Annotated in this window: 13 protein-coding genes; 5 read left to right on the top strand and 8 right to left on the bottom strand. The window is 62.5% G+C overall.

All coding sequences use genetic code 11. The annotated features are described in order from the left end of the window. Positions 1-235: 235 nt before the first annotated feature. The 8 genes from secA to LD110_RS05580 form a co-directional block, all read right to left on the bottom strand. Positions 236-2977, bottom strand: coding sequence for a preprotein translocase subunit SecA (gene secA, locus LD110_RS05545; RefSeq protein ID WP_225496961.1), 2742 nt, complete (start codon positions 2975-2977; stop codon positions 236-238). Positions 2978-3087: 110 nt separating this feature from the next. Then, positions 3088-4299, bottom strand: a complete 1212-nt coding sequence (locus tag LD110_RS05550) for a winged helix-turn-helix domain-containing protein (protein WP_225496963.1) — start codon at positions 4297-4299, stop codon at positions 3088-3090. Between the two features lie 44 nt (positions 4300-4343). Next, positions 4344-5072, bottom strand: a complete 729-nt coding sequence (hpf, locus tag LD110_RS05555; RefSeq protein ID WP_225496965.1) for a ribosome hibernation-promoting factor, HPF/YfiA family — start codon at positions 5070-5072, stop codon at positions 4344-4346. 260 nt (positions 5073-5332) lie between these two features. Beyond that, the gene (locus LD110_RS05560) at positions 5333-5965 is read right to left on the bottom strand and encodes a ComF family protein (protein ID WP_225496967.1); all 633 of its coding nucleotides are present in this window, start codon (positions 5963-5965) and stop codon (positions 5333-5335) included. Positions 5966-6303: 338 nt separating this feature from the next. Then, a complete protein-coding gene (locus LD110_RS05565; protein WP_225496969.1) occupies positions 6304-8049 on the bottom strand; it encodes an LpqB family beta-propeller domain-containing protein in 1746 nt (581 codons plus the stop codon). Next, complete coding sequence (mtrB, locus tag LD110_RS05570; protein WP_225497336.1) at positions 8046-9968, bottom strand: MtrAB system histidine kinase MtrB; 1923 nt, start codon at positions 9966-9968, stop codon at positions 8046-8048. The genes LD110_RS05565 and mtrB overlap by 4 nt, the downstream gene beginning before the upstream one ends. 229 nt (positions 9969-10197) lie before the next feature. Continuing rightward, complete coding sequence (gene mtrA / locus LD110_RS05575) at positions 10198-10872, bottom strand: MtrAB system response regulator MtrA (protein WP_225496972.1); 675 nt, start codon at positions 10870-10872, stop codon at positions 10198-10200. Positions 10873-11627: 755 nt separating this feature from the next. Beyond that, positions 11628-11864, bottom strand: a complete 237-nt coding sequence (locus LD110_RS05580) for a hypothetical protein (RefSeq protein ID WP_225496974.1) — start codon at positions 11862-11864, stop codon at positions 11628-11630. Between LD110_RS05580 and LD110_RS05585 the strand changes: the two genes are divergently transcribed. The 5 genes from LD110_RS05585 (at position 11863) to LD110_RS05605 (ending at position 16972) form a co-directional block, all read left to right on the top strand. Next, on the top strand, positions 11863-12639 hold the full coding sequence (locus LD110_RS05585) for a hypothetical protein (RefSeq protein ID WP_225496976.1): 777 nt from the start codon (positions 11863-11865) through the stop codon (positions 12637-12639). The genes LD110_RS05580 and LD110_RS05585 overlap by 2 nt on opposite strands. Next, positions 12636-13328, top strand: coding sequence for a DUF4129 domain-containing protein (locus LD110_RS23845; RefSeq protein WP_225496978.1), 693 nt, complete (start codon positions 12636-12638; stop codon positions 13326-13328). Before LD110_RS05585 ends, LD110_RS23845 begins: the two co-directional genes overlap by 4 nt. 107 nt (positions 13329-13435) lie before the next feature. Then, positions 13436-14515 carry a DUF4350 domain-containing protein gene (locus LD110_RS05595; RefSeq protein WP_225496980.1) on the top strand — a complete coding sequence of 360 codons (1080 nt, stop codon included), beginning with the start codon at positions 13436-13438 and terminating at the stop codon, positions 14513-14515. Beyond that, positions 14512-15561 carry a MoxR family ATPase gene (locus LD110_RS05600; protein WP_225496981.1) on the top strand — a complete coding sequence of 350 codons (1050 nt, stop codon included), beginning with the start codon at positions 14512-14514 and terminating at the stop codon, positions 15559-15561. Before LD110_RS05595 ends, LD110_RS05600 begins: the two co-directional genes overlap by 4 nt. A gap of 118 nt (positions 15562-15679) precedes the next feature. Continuing rightward, a complete protein-coding gene (locus tag LD110_RS05605; RefSeq protein ID WP_225496982.1) occupies positions 15680-16972 on the top strand; it encodes a DUF58 domain-containing protein in 1293 nt (430 codons plus the stop codon). The last annotated feature ends 59 nt before the right edge of the window (positions 16973-17031 follow it).

Consider the following 17031-nt stretch of genomic DNA (forward strand, 5'->3'; position numbering starts at 1 on the left):
CCTTCGGGTTTCCGATGAAGAGCGGCGGCAACTTGGGAGACCAACACCCAGCGCTCCAGGGCGATGATGAGAAAAGAAGCTGCCCGGAGGATCCCCTCCGGGCAGCTTCTCTGATGCTTTGTCCGTGCAGCGTATCCGCGTGACCTTATTGTCAGGGCCGCCAATCCCCGCCGCTCCTGCTTAGCGACGATTCCTGGAGTCTGAGCCGAACGTCGCGCCCCGAAAACAACCTTTGTTAGCGGCGCCGCTTCCGGGAAGCACGGCGGGGGTTCTCCTGGGCGGCGGCTTTGGCCGGATTGCCGGAGCGGCCTGAGCTCCTTGCTTCAACGCGCGTCTGGGTTCCGCCAACCTCGTCCGGGGCCGTGTACTGCAGCTGCGCCGGCTTTTCCGGAGCAGCGAGCCCGGCCGCCCGGATCTGGGCGTCGTGGTGTTCAGTGTGCTCAGTGGCTGCGCCAGCATCAACTACCACGTCTTCTGCTGGCGTGACCTCCACTTCCAGATTGAATAGGAATCCGACGCTCTCCTCGCGGATGGCCTCCATCATTGCCTGGAACATGGTGAAGCCCTCACGCTGGTACTCGACCAGCGGGTCGCGCTGGGCCATCGCCCGCAGGCCGATGCCCTCCTTCAGGTAGTCCATCTCATAAAGATGTTCCTGCCACTTACGTCCAATGACGGACAAGACAACGCGGCGCTCAAGTTCGCGCATGTTGTCCGAACCGATGGCTTCTTCCCTAGCCTGGTAGGCAAGCCGTGCGTCAGACAGGATCTCCTCCTTGAGGAAATCCACTGTGACGCGGGACTTGCCGCCCGCCTCATCAATGATTTCCTGGGACGTGACGCTGACAGGATAGAGAGTCTTGAGATTGGACCAAAGCTGGTGGAAGTCCCAGTCGTCCCCAGTCCCCTCAGCCGTTGCGGCATCGATCATTGCAACCAGGGTGTCCTCAAGGAAGAACTGGACCTTTTCGTGGAGGTCGTCCCCTTCCAGAATGCGACGCCGGTCGCCGTAGATCGCTTCACGCTGCCGGTTGAGGACGTCGTCGTACTTGAGGACGTTCTTCCTCTGCTCTGCGTTCCGGCCTTCAACCTGGCCCTGTGCCGATGCAATCGCCCTGGAGACGAGTTTGGATTCGAGGGCGACGTCATCCGGAACGGAGCTGTTCATCAAACGCTCAGCGGCTCCGGAGTTGAAGAGGCGCATGAGGTCGTCAGTGAGGGAGAGATAGAACCGCGACTCCCCCGGGTCGCCCTGACGTCCGGAACGACCACGCAACTGGTTGTCGATTCGCCTGGATTCGTGCCGTTCTGTTCCCAGAACGTAGAGGCCACCCAGTTCCAGGACCTCTTCGTGTTCTTCTTTGACGGCCTGCTTGGCAGCTTCCAGCACACCGGGCCACTCGGCCTCGTACTGCTCCGAGTTCTCCTCCGGGTCAAGGCCGCGCTTGGCCATTTCCGCGACGGCTGTGAATTCGGCGTTTCCGCCGAGCATGATGTCGGTGCCGCGGCCGGCCATATTGGTAGCAACGGTCACTGCGCCCTTGCGGCCGGCCTGTGCAACAATGGCGGCCTCCCGTGCGTGGTTCTTGGCGTTCAGGACTTCGTGCCGGACACCTTCCTTGGCGAGGAGTTTGGAGAGGTATTCGCTCTTCTCCACACTTGTGGTACCGACCAGGACAGGCTGTCCCTTCTCATGCCGCTCCTGGATGTCCCTGACCACAGCGTCAAACTTGACGATCTCGTTTTTGTACACAAGGTCCGACTGGTCGATGCGCTGCATGTCCTTGTTTGTGGGAATGGGCACAACACCGAGCTTGTACGTGCTCATGAACTCGGCGGCCTCGGTCTCAGCTGTACCGGTCATGCCTGAGAGCTTGGCGTACATACGGAAGTAATTCTGCAGCGTGATGGTTGCCAGCGTCTGGTTTTCGGCCTTGATCTCGACGCCTTCCTTGGCTTCGATGGCCTGGTGCATCCCCTCGTTGTAGCGCCGTCCTGCGAGGATACGTCCTGTGTGTTCGTCGACGATCAGGACCTCTCCGTCCAGGACTACATAGTCCTTGTCCCGCTTGAAGAGTTCCTTGGCCTTGATCGCATTGTTCAGGAAGCCGATAAGAGGGGTATTGGCGGATTCGTAGAGGTTCTGGATTCCCAGGTAGTCCTCTACCTTTTCGATGCCGGCTTCCAAGACTCCGACTGTCCGCTTCTTCTCGTCGACTTCGTAGTCGCTTTCCGCGTTCAGGCGCAGCACGACCTTGGCGAATTCGGAGTACCAACGGTTTGCGTCGCCCTGTGCGGGACCCGAAATAATGAGCGGCGTCCTGGCCTCGTCAATCAGGATCGAGTCCACTTCGTCGACAATCGCGAAGTGATGTCCGCGCTGCACCAATTCGGTCTTGTCCCAGGCCATGTTGTCGCGCAGGTAATCGAATCCGAATTCGTTGTTGGTGCCGTAGGTAATGTCGGCGGCATACTGCTGGCGGCGGATGGACGGGTCCTGGTTCGCAAGGATGCAACCGCTGGTGAGTCCAAGGAAGCGGTAGACACGGCCCATGAGGTCCGACTGATATTCGGCCAGGTAGTCGTTCACCGTTACGACATGGACACCCTTTCCGGACAGGGCGTTCAGGTAGGCGGGAGCGGTGGCAACCAGCGTCTTACCTTCACCGGTCTTCATCTCCGCGATGTTCCCCAGATGCAGGGCAGCACCACCCATCATCTGAACATCGAAGTGCCGCATGCCCAGAGTGCGCGATGCTGCTTCACGCACGTTCGCGAAGGCCTCGGGCAACAGGTCATCCAGGTGCTCCCCGTCTTCGTAACGGGTCCGGAGCCGGTCGGTTTCCTCGCGCAGCTCGGCATCGCTGAAGGTCTTGAAGGTGTCTTCCAGGGCATTGATGGCGTCGGCATAGTTCCGCAGTTGTTTCAGGGTCTTCTTGTCACCTGTGCGGAGGATTTTTTCGATGAGTGATGCCACGTGAAGTTGCTCCCAGTCCTATGCTGCCGAAATTCTGGCGGTTTCAGTCTACGGGAGAAGACCTATACCACGTTGACGGTTTCCCCAAGAGCGGATAAGCCTGACTCGATTCACGACGTCCCGAGCTGGGCGGCCAGTGCCGCCGCCAGATCGCCGTCGGGCATGACCTTTACGTCGTCGAGTTCCAGCCACTCCGCCATCAACCGCAGTTCGCCGGCGAGTTCGACGGCGGTGTCCGCCGGAGCGTTGGGCTCCCCGTAAGCGGCGCGCACCAGGAGCGACCGTCTTCCCCTGTCCGCCTTGAGGTCCACGCGTGCAACGATGTTTTCGCGAAGCAGGAACGGCAGGACGTAGTAGCCGAAGCGCCTCTTGGCAGCGGGGGTATAGATTTCGATGCGGTAATGGAACCCGAACAGTTCCTCCAGGCGGCGACGCTCGAAAACCAAGGAATCAAAGGGGCTTAGCAACGCGCGCCCAACAGCAGCCCGCGGAAGCCTGGACCCGACATTACGGTAAACGATCCTGTTCCATCCCGCGACCCTGACCGGCTGCAGCTTTCCGGCCTCCTCCAACCGGCGAACCGACTCGGCAGCGGCACGGACAGGTGTCCGAAAGTAGTCCGCGAAGCAGCGCACTGAACCAATACCGTGAGCTTGCGCGGCAGCCTCAATGAGCCGGTCCATCGCGGCGTCGGCGTCGAAGCTGCCTGGTCCGACCAGGCGGTTGGGAAGCACTGAGGCGGTTAGGGCGTATTTGCGTTCAAACTGCGCAGTTCTGGACGCAGCCGAGACGAGCCCTTGCTCAAAGAGGTGTTCCAAGACGCGCTTAACCGCATTCCAGTTCCAGCCCCAGTTGACGTGCAGGAGTTCCTCTTCATGACCGAGCTCGGCTTTCACTTCGGCCGCGGTCATCGGACGCCCGTTTGCAAGGACTGCGAGGATTCGCTCCTCCATATCCTCGCGGAGTACCGGATCGAGCGAATGGGCTCCCACCCATGCGCGTCGTTGCCATAGCAGCAGGTCAGGAAACAGGGAAGGCTGAATGAAGCTCGCTTCATGTGCCCAGTACTCCATCATGCGCCGGGGATTACGGCTTGCCATGGTGTGAAGAATGCTGCGGTCGTAATTGCCCAGCCGCGAAAAAAATGGAAGGTAGTGGCTGCGTGCCAGCACGTTGACGGAGTCAATCTGGACTACCTGCAGACGTGCAAAGGTCCGGCCCACCGCCCGTGCTGTTACGGGTCCGGTGGGCCGGCCTTTGTCTAGTCCTTGGGCTGCGAGTGCGATCCGCCGTGCCTCCGAGAGGCTCAGCGATTCGACCACGTCATCCCTTTCTTATCAATCCTTACTGTTCTTCTTCGGCCAATCTACGCTGTGGCGGCTTTGTCGTCAGAGCGGTACGCCAGGATTTTCTCTTCCAGCGGGGCGCTCGCGCCAGGCTCGCAGTCAGTGTCCAAAGTGATCACGCCGTATGTCCATCCCCGGCGACGGTAGACGACCGATGGTGCATTCGTCTCCTTGTCCACGAAGAGATAGAAGTTGTGGCCCACCAATTCCATGTTGTCGACGGCATCGTCGAGGCTCAGCGAGGCGGCAGGAAATACCTTGCGGCGGATCAGTACAGGCGAGTCGCCCGCCGGAATGTCGTTTTCGATGTCATAAGGTGAGCGCTCGGCTGTTTCCGGCGCAGGTTCCTGGTGATTGCTCGCCGCGACGTAGATGGGCTGGCTGGTGCTGGCAGGCTCAAGGGAAGCAGTTGCCTCGCGCACGGCCTTGGGTGTGTGCCGCCCGTGGTGGACTTTCTTCCTGTCCTTGGCCCTGCGGAGCCGTTCCAGCAACTTGTTGTACGCAAGGTCAAATGCAGCAAATTTGTCAGCGGCACTGGCTTCGGCGCGAATAACGGGGCCTCGACCCGTGACTGTTACTTCCACGGTGAGCTGGTCAGGTGTTTGGCGCGAATTTGTTTCCTTGGAAACTTTGGCATCGACCCTCTGGACCTTATCCCCGAGCGATTCAATCTTTGAGATTTTCTCGCCCGCGTATTCGCGAAAGCGGTCTGAAACCGTCAGATTCCGGCCGCTGATCATGAACTCCATGGTGCCCTCCAAACAACTCAGGTGACACGACAACGGCGCTTCTTTGGGGCCGATCTGGCTGACAGTCGAGCCCCTTTCCGAGCCGCTATCGACAGGTACAACTGATCTTGGTACCCATAACCGACGTTAGTTCATCGCCACGGCAAATTCATCCTTTCGTCACAATAACTTTCACTAAGACACGCTGTTAGTTTGCTGGAAGCTAGCTGAGCCTGCGTCATCGATGGTCCCAAAGCTCGCGAGGCGGTCACGTGCAATGCCTAGCGATCCTTAGCGTCCATCGTCGCAGTGGGTGGCCGCGTTGCGGCAAGCACCACGGCACCGCAGACCTCTCCGCCGCCTTTTCGGATGGCGCGCGCGGCTTCGGCGAGCGTGGCACCGGTGGTAAGGACGTCGTCGACGATCACGCAGCGTTGGCCTCGCAGCTCACGTAAGTACGGCCAGCGGCTGACGGACATCGAGCCGCGGACGCGGCGTGCCCGGGCGCCCCTGCCCAGGCCTTTCTGCCCCATTGCCCCGCCGGACGTGATCGATTGCAGCAGCTCGTTCAACGTGGGTGCCCTCACCCGCCGTCGGAGTGCCCGCACCGTCTGGTCCCGCAACAAAAGGCCCCGGCAACGGAGGCGCCAAAGAAGCAGGTCCACAGGGCTGAAGCCGCGTCGACGGAAGGCCGCCCCACTACTGGGAACGGGTACCAGGACAAAGCCCCCGCGACCGCCAACGGCGGCGTCGAGGGCATGCGCGAGCATTGGGGCCAGGACGTCCGCGACGCGCCACTGGCCATGACGTTTGAACGCGAGCAGGGCCTGGGCGAGTTCGTCCCGATAAACACCCGCTGCCACTACCGCCAGCGTGGCTGTGCCGTCAGCATCAATCAGGGCAGGTGCCTGCAACTCGGCACGAAAGGGAGTCCTGCACTGGCGCCTGATTCGGCGCGCGCAGGAAGCACATAATTGCGTATCCAAAGCTTCACAACAGACGCATTCCACCGGCGACACCAAAGAAAGCAGGTCTTCGGCAGCGCCCTGGACGCCGTCAATCCAACGCTGCCAGGTGCGTGGGTAGGAGCCACGGTGCTTCGAAGTCTTGCCCTCCAATGTGTTCCCAGCCGCCGTTGCGTCCATGACTTCAGTTTTCGCGGGGAATGCGCACCGCTCCAGCACCCTGCGCCACTATGTGGACAACTACAGGGGTCCGGACGCTAAGAACCCCCATCGAGGGGGTCGGACGGCTAACCCGGGAATGCCGGGTCGGTCAGCCCCTTGAGCTGAAGTTCCCATCCGTTACCGACCCGCAGGAAGACGCCTGCGTCCGATTGGCCGTAAATTTCGTCAGCTCCATTGCCCCCACTGATGGCTGTTAGCCCGGTCCAGGGGGCGAGTGGCTGCGGTTGCCCGGAGGCAAGGGAGAGCAGTTCCGGCACCACTGTCCCCGTGGCCGATCCCTGAATGACCGCAACCGTTGTTCCGTTCAACCAGACGCCCTGGTCCGGCGCCTTGGAAGTCATAAGCGTCACCGGCGCGGTTAGCTCCCGTGGTGTTCCGTCAGGATTTCGAATGATGCCGGTGACCTGCACCTGGGTCTTGCCGTGCATTTCCGAAATCACCAAGGCTCGCACGCCTTCACGAGAAATGCGGAAATCCTTGATGATGCGGCCGGAAAGCCAGGCAGGGCTGAGTGTGACCGTCGGTACGGGAGCCCCGGGGGCTACACCTGAGGGCTTGAAGGCGACAACTTCAGTGGCTCCGGTGGCGCCCGGCCCTGCCGTCCAGACCCAGTCCTGCGGGCTGAACGACGGATGGCTCAAGCGGCTGCGTGATGTGAGCTGACGCGCAGGTTGACCCGGAACCATGGAGAACATCGCTGTGTGGTCAGCGTTCAGGAACGCAACTGCCTGCGACACCGGGGATTCAGCAGGTGACTTCGGACCGATTGCAGAAACGGGCTGAAGGTCGGGTATCGGCGACACCCTGTTGTTCTCGTACCGGACCAAGTCGTTGTTGCTGATGGCGATCTGGCGCAGGGGAACAGTCTTGTCCAGTACGGGCGGCAGCACCGTCCCGTTGTCCTCCACGCGGACCAGGTCCTGGTTGGCGCGGAGTTCCACATTGATAACGTCCGGCTGGCTCCTGAATGTCAATGCCAGTTGGTTCTGCATGCGCTGCCGGTCCTCAGTGGACGCTTCCGACAGTTCCTTTGCCGAGAGGTCCACCTGTGCCGCCCCGGACACCACCGGCACCGATTCCCGCGCCAGCTTCATGCCGGAGGGGAACGCACTCACTGCAGCGCCGCGCAGGTAAGGAGCCGGACCGTTGAGCAGGGCGCTGGTCATCGCCTTGACGGTCTTTTTCTTGATGAACCAGCGGATATCCGGAACTGCGTAGGTGTAGCTGGGGTCGTAGAAGTAGATGGGATAGGCGCCATAGATGACCTTGAAAGTCTCCTCCTGGATGGCCGTACCGTCTGGAACGGCGGAAATGCGCCATTGTCCGTCCACTTGGTTGAGCGTTACCGGGACGTTCTCCTTGGTGCCTTCGGGCAGCTGCGTCGCCACGCCGTCGGCGTCCACCGTGTATGCAAGGTCCAATTCGTACATATAGACGTTTTCGACGTCAGTCTTCACCACACGCGCGGACCGGAATACCAAAGCCCGCTTGTCGGGCTTCCACGTAACCGACAGGGCTTGGGTCAGGTACTGTCGGGCGACTGCATAGTCATCCTCGTAGCCACTGCCGGCCGAGTAAAAGTCCTCGATGACGGCCTCCGGACTGGCGCCTGCCCGAGGTGCCGCGGGGAAGAATACGGGGGCGTTGGGATTCCCAGCACTCTCGTCCTTGCTCTTGCCGACAGGCCCGGACCGCGGAATTTGCGCACACGAGGTCAGTATCACCGCGAGGACTACCAAGAGTCCGACGGCGGTCCGCACCGCGGAGCGGATAGGCCCCGCAGTTAAGGCTCGGGGACGGCGGCGCCTCATGGCGCCTCCCCCTCGGAGACACCGTCCGACGGCGACTGACCGTCGCGAGCTTCTCTGCTCTGCGCCGGCTGTGCGCCACGTTCTGCCGGGGCCGTCGGCCCTTTCGTTCCAGGATCAGAGTTGTTGTCCTGCGTGGCCGCCATGCCGTCGTCGAGCGGACTATCCTGTGATGACTCGCTCGCAGGCTTCAGCCGCTCGGGGGTCTCCAGCACAAGCAAGCGGCGCTCACTGGTGGTTGCGGAGAAGCCGATATCTGCAGGCTCGAGCTGCAGGGGCGACTTGATGATTGTTCCTCCCTGTCGCAGGGGCAGTGTGAGCCGGAAGTTCGAACCCGAGCCCTTGCGACCCCAGGCCTGCAACCAGCCGCCATGGAGTTTAGTGTCTTCAGCTGCAATCGACAGACCGAGGCCACTGCCACCGGTAGTACGCGCGCGGGCCGGGTCTGCACGCCAGAACCTGTCAAAAACGCGCGCGGCCTCAGCCTGTGTCATCCCGATTCCATAGTCCCGGACGCAGACCGCAACGGCTTCGTGGTTGGCCCCAACCGAAATGTGGACGGGCTTTCCCTCACCGTGCTCCAAGGCGTTCAGGAGCAGATTGCGGATGATGCGGTCGATGCGGCGGGAGTCCATCTCGACGACGATGCTCTTCTGGCGCGAGTTCAGCCGAACCTCGGAGCCGTACTGTGCAGCCACCGGCGCTGCACCCTCCACGACACCGGCCACAACTTGGAAGATGTCCTGTGGTTCAGCGTCGAGCATCGCCGCGCCGGCGTCGAACCTGGAGATTTCCAGCAGGTCGGACAGGAGGGACTGGAAGCGTTCCACCTGGTTGTACAGGAGCTCCGCGGATCTCTTGTTTATAGGGTCGAACTCATCGCGCGCGTCATAAAGGACTTCGGCGGCCATCCGCACGGTAGTGAGCGGTGTTCGCAGCTCGTGGGAAACGTCTGAAACAAAGCGCTGCTGCATCTGGGACAGTGTGGCCAACTGGGTGATTTGCTCCTGCAGGCTGGCAGCCATGTGGTTGAACGAGGCGCCAAGCCGGGCCATCTCGTCCTCACCCTTGACCACCATGCGCTCTTGGAGCTGTCCTGCGGCAAGCTTCTCGGAGACGACGGCGGCATGGCTGACGGGGCTGACCACGTTTCGGGTGACGTACCAGGCAACGCCGCCAATCATGAGGACCAAGGCAGCGCCTCCCGCCCACAGCACATTCTGAATTTCGTTGAGCGTCTTCTGGGCGGTGTTGAGGTCGTAGATCAGGTACAGCTCATAGACGGTGCCGTTGAACGTGACCTTGTTGCCCACTGCAATGCCCGGCCGGTCCTCTGTGCCCACGGGGAACTCCATGGACGCCCAATACTGGTCCTTGCCGGACTGCTGGACGGCCTTTCGCAGCTCGGGCGGGATTACGCGGATGGTGAGCTGGTCCGAAGCCCGAGATTCCACCCATCTATTGCGAGGCTTCGTCTGCTCTGGCATGGCCTCGAACACGTACCGCCGCTGGATGACCGAGCCTCGCCCCTCAACTGCGTTCAGGGTGTCATAAACGAGAGTGATGACGCTGGATTGATCGGTGACTTGGGCGCCGTCAAAAGTGTCCTGAACCTGCTTGACGTTGTAGCGGGTCTCAGACTCGGCCTGGGCCAACCGCTCCTGGAAGAGGTTGTTGGCGATCTGGTTGGACAAGTATGCGCCCACCACCATAAATGACACCATCGCCAAGACCAAAGTGGTCAGGACCGTGCGGAATTCCAGCGATCTCCGCCAACGCTTCAGGATTGCACGCCACAGCAAGCGGAAGCCGGGGCCGATGTGGCGCAGTCCGGTGACAACAAGGCGAAAAACGCGAAGTGCCAGAATGAGGGCGCGCCGAGCCCAGATGCGGGTACGGGTGCGAATCCACGTAAGCGTCACTCGTTCCGGCCCAGAAGTGTCAGCAGGGCTGTCGGGCCCTGCGGCCTGCTCCCCTTGTTCAGCCAAGCCGGCGTGGGAATTGCCGACGCCGGGTCCCGTCTCCTGCTTGGCCGGCTGCTCGGTGCCGCTTGATGTGCGGGCGGTGTTCGCCGTCGTGGGCCGCTCGGTTTCTTCAGCCGTCCCCCGCCCAACCGAACCGCCGGGCACAGCGGAACCGCCGGGCCTGGGCTCAGGCACCTGCTTTATAGCCGACACCACGAACCGTCAGCACTACTTCGGGCGCCTCGGGGTCACGTTCAATCTTTGAACGCAGGCGCTGGACATGCACGTTCACAAGGCGAGTGTCCGCTGCATGGCGGTATCCCCACACCTGCTCCAGCAGCAGCTCCCGGGTGAACACCTGCCACGGCTTCCGTGCCAAAGCCACCAGGAGGTCGAACTCCAGTGGTGTCAGTGAAATACGCTCGTTGCCACGTGTGACCATGTGGCCGGCAACATCAATGGTCACGTCGGCGATCTTGAGCGTTTCGGGTGCCTTCTGCTCGCCGGGCCGCAGGCGGGCGCGCACACGAGCCACCAGTTCGGCGGGTTTAAAGGGCTTGGGAACGTAGTCGTCAGCTCCGGATTCAAGGCCCCGGACGACGTCGGAGGTATCTGACTTTGCAGTCAGCATCACGATGGGAACATCGGATTCGGACCGGATGTTGCGGCAGACTTCGATTCCGTCCGAGCCGGGCAGCATCAGGTCGAGCAGCACCAAATCGGGCTTGCTTGAACGGAACACATCCAGGGCTTGGCCGCCGTCGGCGCAGAAGACAGGTTCGAAGCCGTCATTGCGCAGGACAATGCCGATCATTTCCGCCAGGGCTTCGTCGTCGTCTACCACAAGAATGCGTGCCTTCATAGCTATATATTCCCCCATCGAAAAGACTTTGTCCTGTTCACCGGGCCCCGTGGCATGGCGTGCCGCAGCCAAGCACCCCCGTGGATTAGCTGGACCTTTGCCCGAACGGACACGGGATGGTGGACCCCGGCGTTCGGGAATGTGCTATGAGCTACGGCGCTAAAACTATAGGCTGGGCCAAGGGTTCCGTGACAGGGTCCCAGGGCCGCCACAGCGGTCCAATCTTGTGGGGAGGATAAAGTGTCACAGCCCGACGACGAGCGGCAGCGGGGCGGGGACAACCCGGCTATTCCGCCTGCCGAGCCGCAAGGTGGAAGCCGACCACAGGCGGGCAGCCAGGCCCCGTGGGGAACGCAGCCACAGTGGGGCGCTCCGCCACGCAGCAACCAGCCATATGGAAACCAGCCGCAGTGGGGATCACAACCACAGCCGGGCCAAGCTCCACAGGGCAACCAGCCATACCCCAACCAGCCATACGGAAACCAGCCGCAGTGGGGATCACAACCACAGCCGCGCCAAGCTCCACAGGGCAACCAGCCATACCCCAACCAGCCATACGGAAACCAGCCGCAGTGGGGATCACAGCCCCAATGGGACACGCCGCCGCAAAGCAAGCAACCCCAATGGGGAGCCCAACCCCAATGGGGAGCCCAACCCCAGTGGGGCAGTCAACCGGGTTGGGGCACCCAGCCTCAATGGGGATCACCACCACAGTGGGGCGGTTACCAGGCCAGCCACCACATGCCTCCCCAAGGCTACGTTCCCCCGCCAAAACCCGGCGTCGTTCCCTTGAGGCCGCTGATGTTCGGTGAGGTGTTGGACGGCGCCTTTAGGACGGTACGACGGAATGCCGCGGCGATGTTCGGTTCCGCAGTCCTTGTCGAGGTGCTCCGCGCAGGAGCGGGGGCCGCCATGGTCCCGTGGATCACCAATTTCATGGCGCGGACGGCCACTATCGGGTCAAGGCCCTCGACAACGGAACTAAACGACATGATGTCCCAGTTCCTCGCGTATATGGGGATTAGCCTCGGAGCCTCCCTAGTGGTGGGTTTCTTGTCGGCGATTCTGCAGGGCGTTATGGCCGTACCCGTTGCGAGGTCCGTCCTGAACCGTACGACGCGATTCAAGATGATGTGGTCGCTCGCGAAAGGCCGAATCTGGACACTCGCCGGTATTGGGGCACTGATGATCCTTGGCTACACTGCACTCGCAGCCGTGGGCGTAGGCCTTGCCATCGTGCTTGCGATGGCAGCCGGTGCCGCAGGATTCTTCTTCGCCTTCATCGTTGGCTTAGGCCTGCTCGCACTGGGCGCCTGGCTATTTATCAAAGTAAGCGTTGCGCCTGCGGCTGCCGTTGTGGAAGACATCGGAGCCGTGCAGGCCTTGACGAGATCTTGGAACCTGACGCGGTTCAACTGGTGGCGAATCCTGGGCATCACGGTTGTTGCCGCGATCCTCGTGGGCGTGATCAGCCAGGTGGTGATGATACCTATCCAATTTGGCATGCAAATGATTGTCCTCACCGTCGCTCCGCACGGCGGCCTAAACGAGGCTATGGCCGGCATCACGGCGGTCACCCTGGCCGGTCTGGCGGTAGGCGCCCTGGTTGGGGCCCTGGGCTTCGCGTTCCAAACGTCAGTGAGCTCGCTTTTGTACATGGACCTGCGCATGCGTCATGAGGGCCTCGACGTTGAGTTGCTGAGACTGTTGGAAACAGGCGCGGACCCTGACGGAATCCCTGGGCGTTTCGGCGCCCCAGCGAGGTGAATGGGTCCTGGGTCGTAGCCTCCCTGCTCCACGGCCCGGCATTCGAACCGCCACTTGACCCGGATCGGAATGAAGCCCAGCGTTGGGCGGCGGAGGAACTGGCCGATCCCCGCTACCAGAAGGCTGCGCCCAGCTGGTTCGAAGACTTCATCCGTCAGATCACGGAGTGGGTGCAATCGCTTTTCCGCGGTGATCCCTGGGCCGGAGCTGACGTCACTGTCCCGCTGGTGGCCTTCCTTGGTATTGCCGTTGTGGTGACGGCAGTGCTCCTGGCCCGCCCGCGATTGAACGCGCGCCGCGCGGTGCATAAGGACGTGTTCGACGACGGCCCTTCAGTATCAGCCGAGGCCCACCGACGCCGGGCGGCCGAGCTGGCCGGAGCCGGTGACTGGGCGGGCGCCGTCGTCGAACAGTTCCGAGCGATTGTCCGGGGCGCCGAAGAACGGGTGGTCATCGATCCGCGCGCCGGTCGAACGGCCGACGAGGCCGCGGTCGAAATCGGTCCTGCTTTCCCGCTCCAGGCGGAGCAGTTGAGGGACGCTGCCGTCCTCTTCGACAGCGTTCGCTATGGTCACCAGCCCGCCAAGGCGGAGGATCACGCAATGATTCGCGAGCTGGACACACGTTTGACTGCGACTACTCCCACGCACGCCGACCGGCCAGGAATCAGCCCGGCGGTGCCACGGTGAGCGTCCTGGCGGACGTGGAGGCCCGTACGTCCCAAACGCGGCCCTCAGCGCGGCAGGCGGCTGTGGCGTGGTTTCGGCGACACCCGGTCCTGGTGATTGTAGGAAGCTTGCTCATTGCAATGCTGGTCCTCCAGGCCGTGGCACTGTTCGCTACGCCAGCTGACCGCAACAAACTGTCCACGCGCAATGCAGCACCCGACGGAGCCATGGCCTTGGCCAGGGTGCTGGAAAAACATGGTGTAACAGTCAGGACTACGGACAGCCTAGCCAAGACTGCGGACGCGTTTGTGGACAGCGGCGGGGATGCGACTGTTTTCCTCTACGATCGCAACGGCTACCTGGACGCAGCGCAGCTTGACGAGCTATCCGACAGCGTGGGCAAGCTAGTGGTCGCCGCACCCAGAACCCAGACCCTGGCTGCGCTGACAAAGGAAATCCACCAAGCCGGCGTCCTCCCCGATTCCGCCAAAGTGGTAGACCCTGGTTGTTCCGCACCAGACGCAATAGCCGCCGGGCAGATTTCCGCGAACAGTTCGTTTGTCTACACGGCACCCGAGGTTTGCTACACAAACGGAAGCACCGCAGGCGCCTATGCGCGTACCTCGAATGGCAAACTCACCGTCCTGGGCAACACCACATTGCTCAGCAACGGTGGCCTGGACAAAGACGGTAACGCGGCACTTGCCATCCGGAGCCTCGGCAGCACCAAAGAGCTGATCTGGTTCATGCCTGGCATCACCGAAGTCCGCCAGGCAAGGGATCGTCCGACAATCAATGAACTCGTGCCGCCGTGGACTACTTTCCTGGGATTGTGGCTGGCGGTCATTGCCGTAGCCGCCATCCTATGGCGGGGGCGGCGCCACGGCCCGTTGGTCACCGAGCCCCTGCCTGTCGTTGTCAAAGCAGCCGAAACCGCAGAGGGCAGGGCACGGCTGTACCAGGACACCCGGGCCATAGGCGTCGCCGCGGACAATCTACGTGCCGGTTGCCTGGCCCGCCTCGCCCGACATTTTAGGCTGGGACCGGATGCGAGCGCCGACGCCGTGGTGGATGCCGCTGAACGGCGCCTCGGACACAGCGGCGAGGCCCGCCGAATACTCAATAGCGCCCGGCCCACGAATGACAGCGAGCTGGTGCGGTGGGCCCAGCAAGTCGAACATCTCGAAAAGGAGGCGAAGCGCCCATGAGCCATCAGCCTGAGGGCTACCCTGATAGACACGACTACAACAACGCCTGGACTCAGCACAGCGGGGTTCGCGAAGCAGACCCGTCATCGCCACGCAACAGCGAAGCGCGAGATGCGCTTCTAGCCGTCCGCGCGGAAGTTGCCAAGGCCGTTGTGGGACAGGACGCCACAGTCAGCGGACTCTTGATCGCCCTGCTGTGCGGCGGGCATGTGCTGTTGGAAGGCGTGCCCGGCGTGGCCAAGACCCTCCTGGTCCGCGCTTTGTCCATGGCACTACGTCTCGACACCAAGCGGGTTCAGTTCACTCCGGACCTGATGCCGGGTGATGTCACTGGCTCGCTGGTCTACGACACCCATACGGCGGAGTTCACGTTCCGCGAAGGCCCGGTGTTCACCAACATCCTGCTGGCCGACGAGATCAACCGGACGCCGCCGAAAACCCAGGCATCTCTCCTTGAATCGATGGAAGAGCGCCAAGTCTCCGTCGACGGCGTCTCCAGGCCCCTGCCTTCGCCATTCCTGGTGGCCGCCACGCAGAATCCCGTGGAGTACGAGGGCACGTATCCGTTGCCCGAGGCGCAGCTGGACCGCTTCCTTCTCAAGCTCGCCCTGCCTTTGCCGGGCAGGGACGAGGAAATCGAGGTGGTTCGCCGGCACGCCTTCGGATTCAATCCCAGGGATCTGGCGGCCGCTGGAGTCCGGGCCGTGGCAGGCGCGGAGGAACTGGAGGCGGCCCGCGATGAGGTGGCCGCGGTTCGGGTTGAACCGGAAGTGCTTGCTTACATAGTCGACATCGTCAGGGCAACGCGCGCCGCGCCGTCGTTCCAGCTGGGAGTGTCACCACGTGGTGCCACTGCCCTATTGAATACCTCCCGCGCTTGGGCCTGGCTGTCGGGCCGCAACTTCGCCACTCCAGACGACGTCAAGGCGCTTGCGCTCCCGTGCCTGCGGCATCGCGTTGGGCTTCGACCCGAAGCACAGATGGACGGCGTCCACGTTGACGACGTCCTGCTCAGCCTGCTGGCCACTGTGCCAGTGCCGCGATGACCCCCGAGATCCCACAGCGCCTGGCACTCACGACGGCGGAACGAACCGGGGCTGGGATGCGTACAATTTGGCGACGCCGCCAGGGCCAATTGTTAATAGCGTTCACGGGAGGTCAGCCGTGGCATTAACAGGCCGCTTCGTACTGCTGGTGGCGGCAGGGCTAATTCCACTGGCCCTCTTCCCCTCGTGGACTACGGTGTCCTTGGTTGCCGCCTCGCTGCTGGCCCTGTTCGTGCTGGATGCGCTGCTGGCAGCGTCGCCTGCACGCGTCAAGGTTGTAAGGGGCGACGCCGGAAACGTCACCCTAGGGGCGTCGGTTGACGTACCGACGATCCTCGAAAATACCAACCGGCGTAAACTCAGAGCTTCCGTGAGGGACGGATGGCAACCATCGGCAGGCGCGACAGATCCCATCCAGTCCATTTCCATCCCGGCCGGCGAACGGCGCAGACTGGTGGTGCATCTGCAACCCAGGCGAAGGGGCGACTTACGGTCCCCGCACGTAACCGTGCGCTCTCTGGGGCCGCTGGGACTCGGTGCACGGCAGCGGACACTTGCGGCACCGGCCTCCGTGCGAGTCCTGCCCCCATTCCATGCGAAGAAGCACCTTCCATCCAAGCTCAGGAAGCTGCGGGAGCTGGACGGCAAAGCCGCCGTGCAAATCCGTGGGGCCGGTACCGAGTTCGACTCACTGCGCGACTACGTCCGCGGCGATGATGTGCGGTCCATCGACTGGCGCGCCACGGCAAGGCGATCCGCCGTCGTCGTCCGAACCTGGCGACCCGAGCGGGACCGCCGGGTGGTCATCCTCCTGGATACTTCGCGGACAGCGGCAGCACGCATCAGCGACGAGCCCCGATTGGACACAGGAATCGAGGCGGCGCTCCTGCTGGCGGTCCTCGCGGAGCGAGGCGGCGACCGGGTGGACTTTGTTGCATACGACCGACGGGTCCGCGGCAAGGTTTCCTCGTCGTCGAAAGGAAACCTACTGGGCATGTTGGTCCAAGCCATGGCACCCCTCGAGGCTGAACTGATCGAATTGGATTGGTGGCAAGTACCTGCCCAGGTCCGTTCGATGTCCGCGCATCGCTCGCTGGTGGTGCTCTTGACGACGCTGGACGTCGGCGCACCAGAAGAGGGCCTTGTCCCGGTTGTGGCGCAACTTGCACGCGATCACGTGGTGGTTGTGGCTTCCGTCCGGGACCCGCGCCTTGCGGAAATGAACGAACAACGCGCTTCGGCCAGCGAAGTGTACGCCGCCGCGGCAGCGGAACGGGCACTACTGGAACGCGAGGCCGTCAGCGCGGAACTGAGGCAGCTCGGCGCCGAAGTGGTTGATGCCGAGCCGCTGGATTTGCCTCCCAAACTCGCTGATGCCTACATTCGGCTGAAAGCGGCGGGACGCCTGTAAACCGACCCGCAGCCCGCGTCCGCCGCAAGCCGCCGCACTCCCAAATTAGGAGGAACTTC

This window comes from Arthrobacter sp. M4 (assembly GCF_020251205.1).
Taxonomy (GTDB): Bacteria; Actinomycetota; Actinomycetes; order Actinomycetales; family Micrococcaceae; genus Arthrobacter.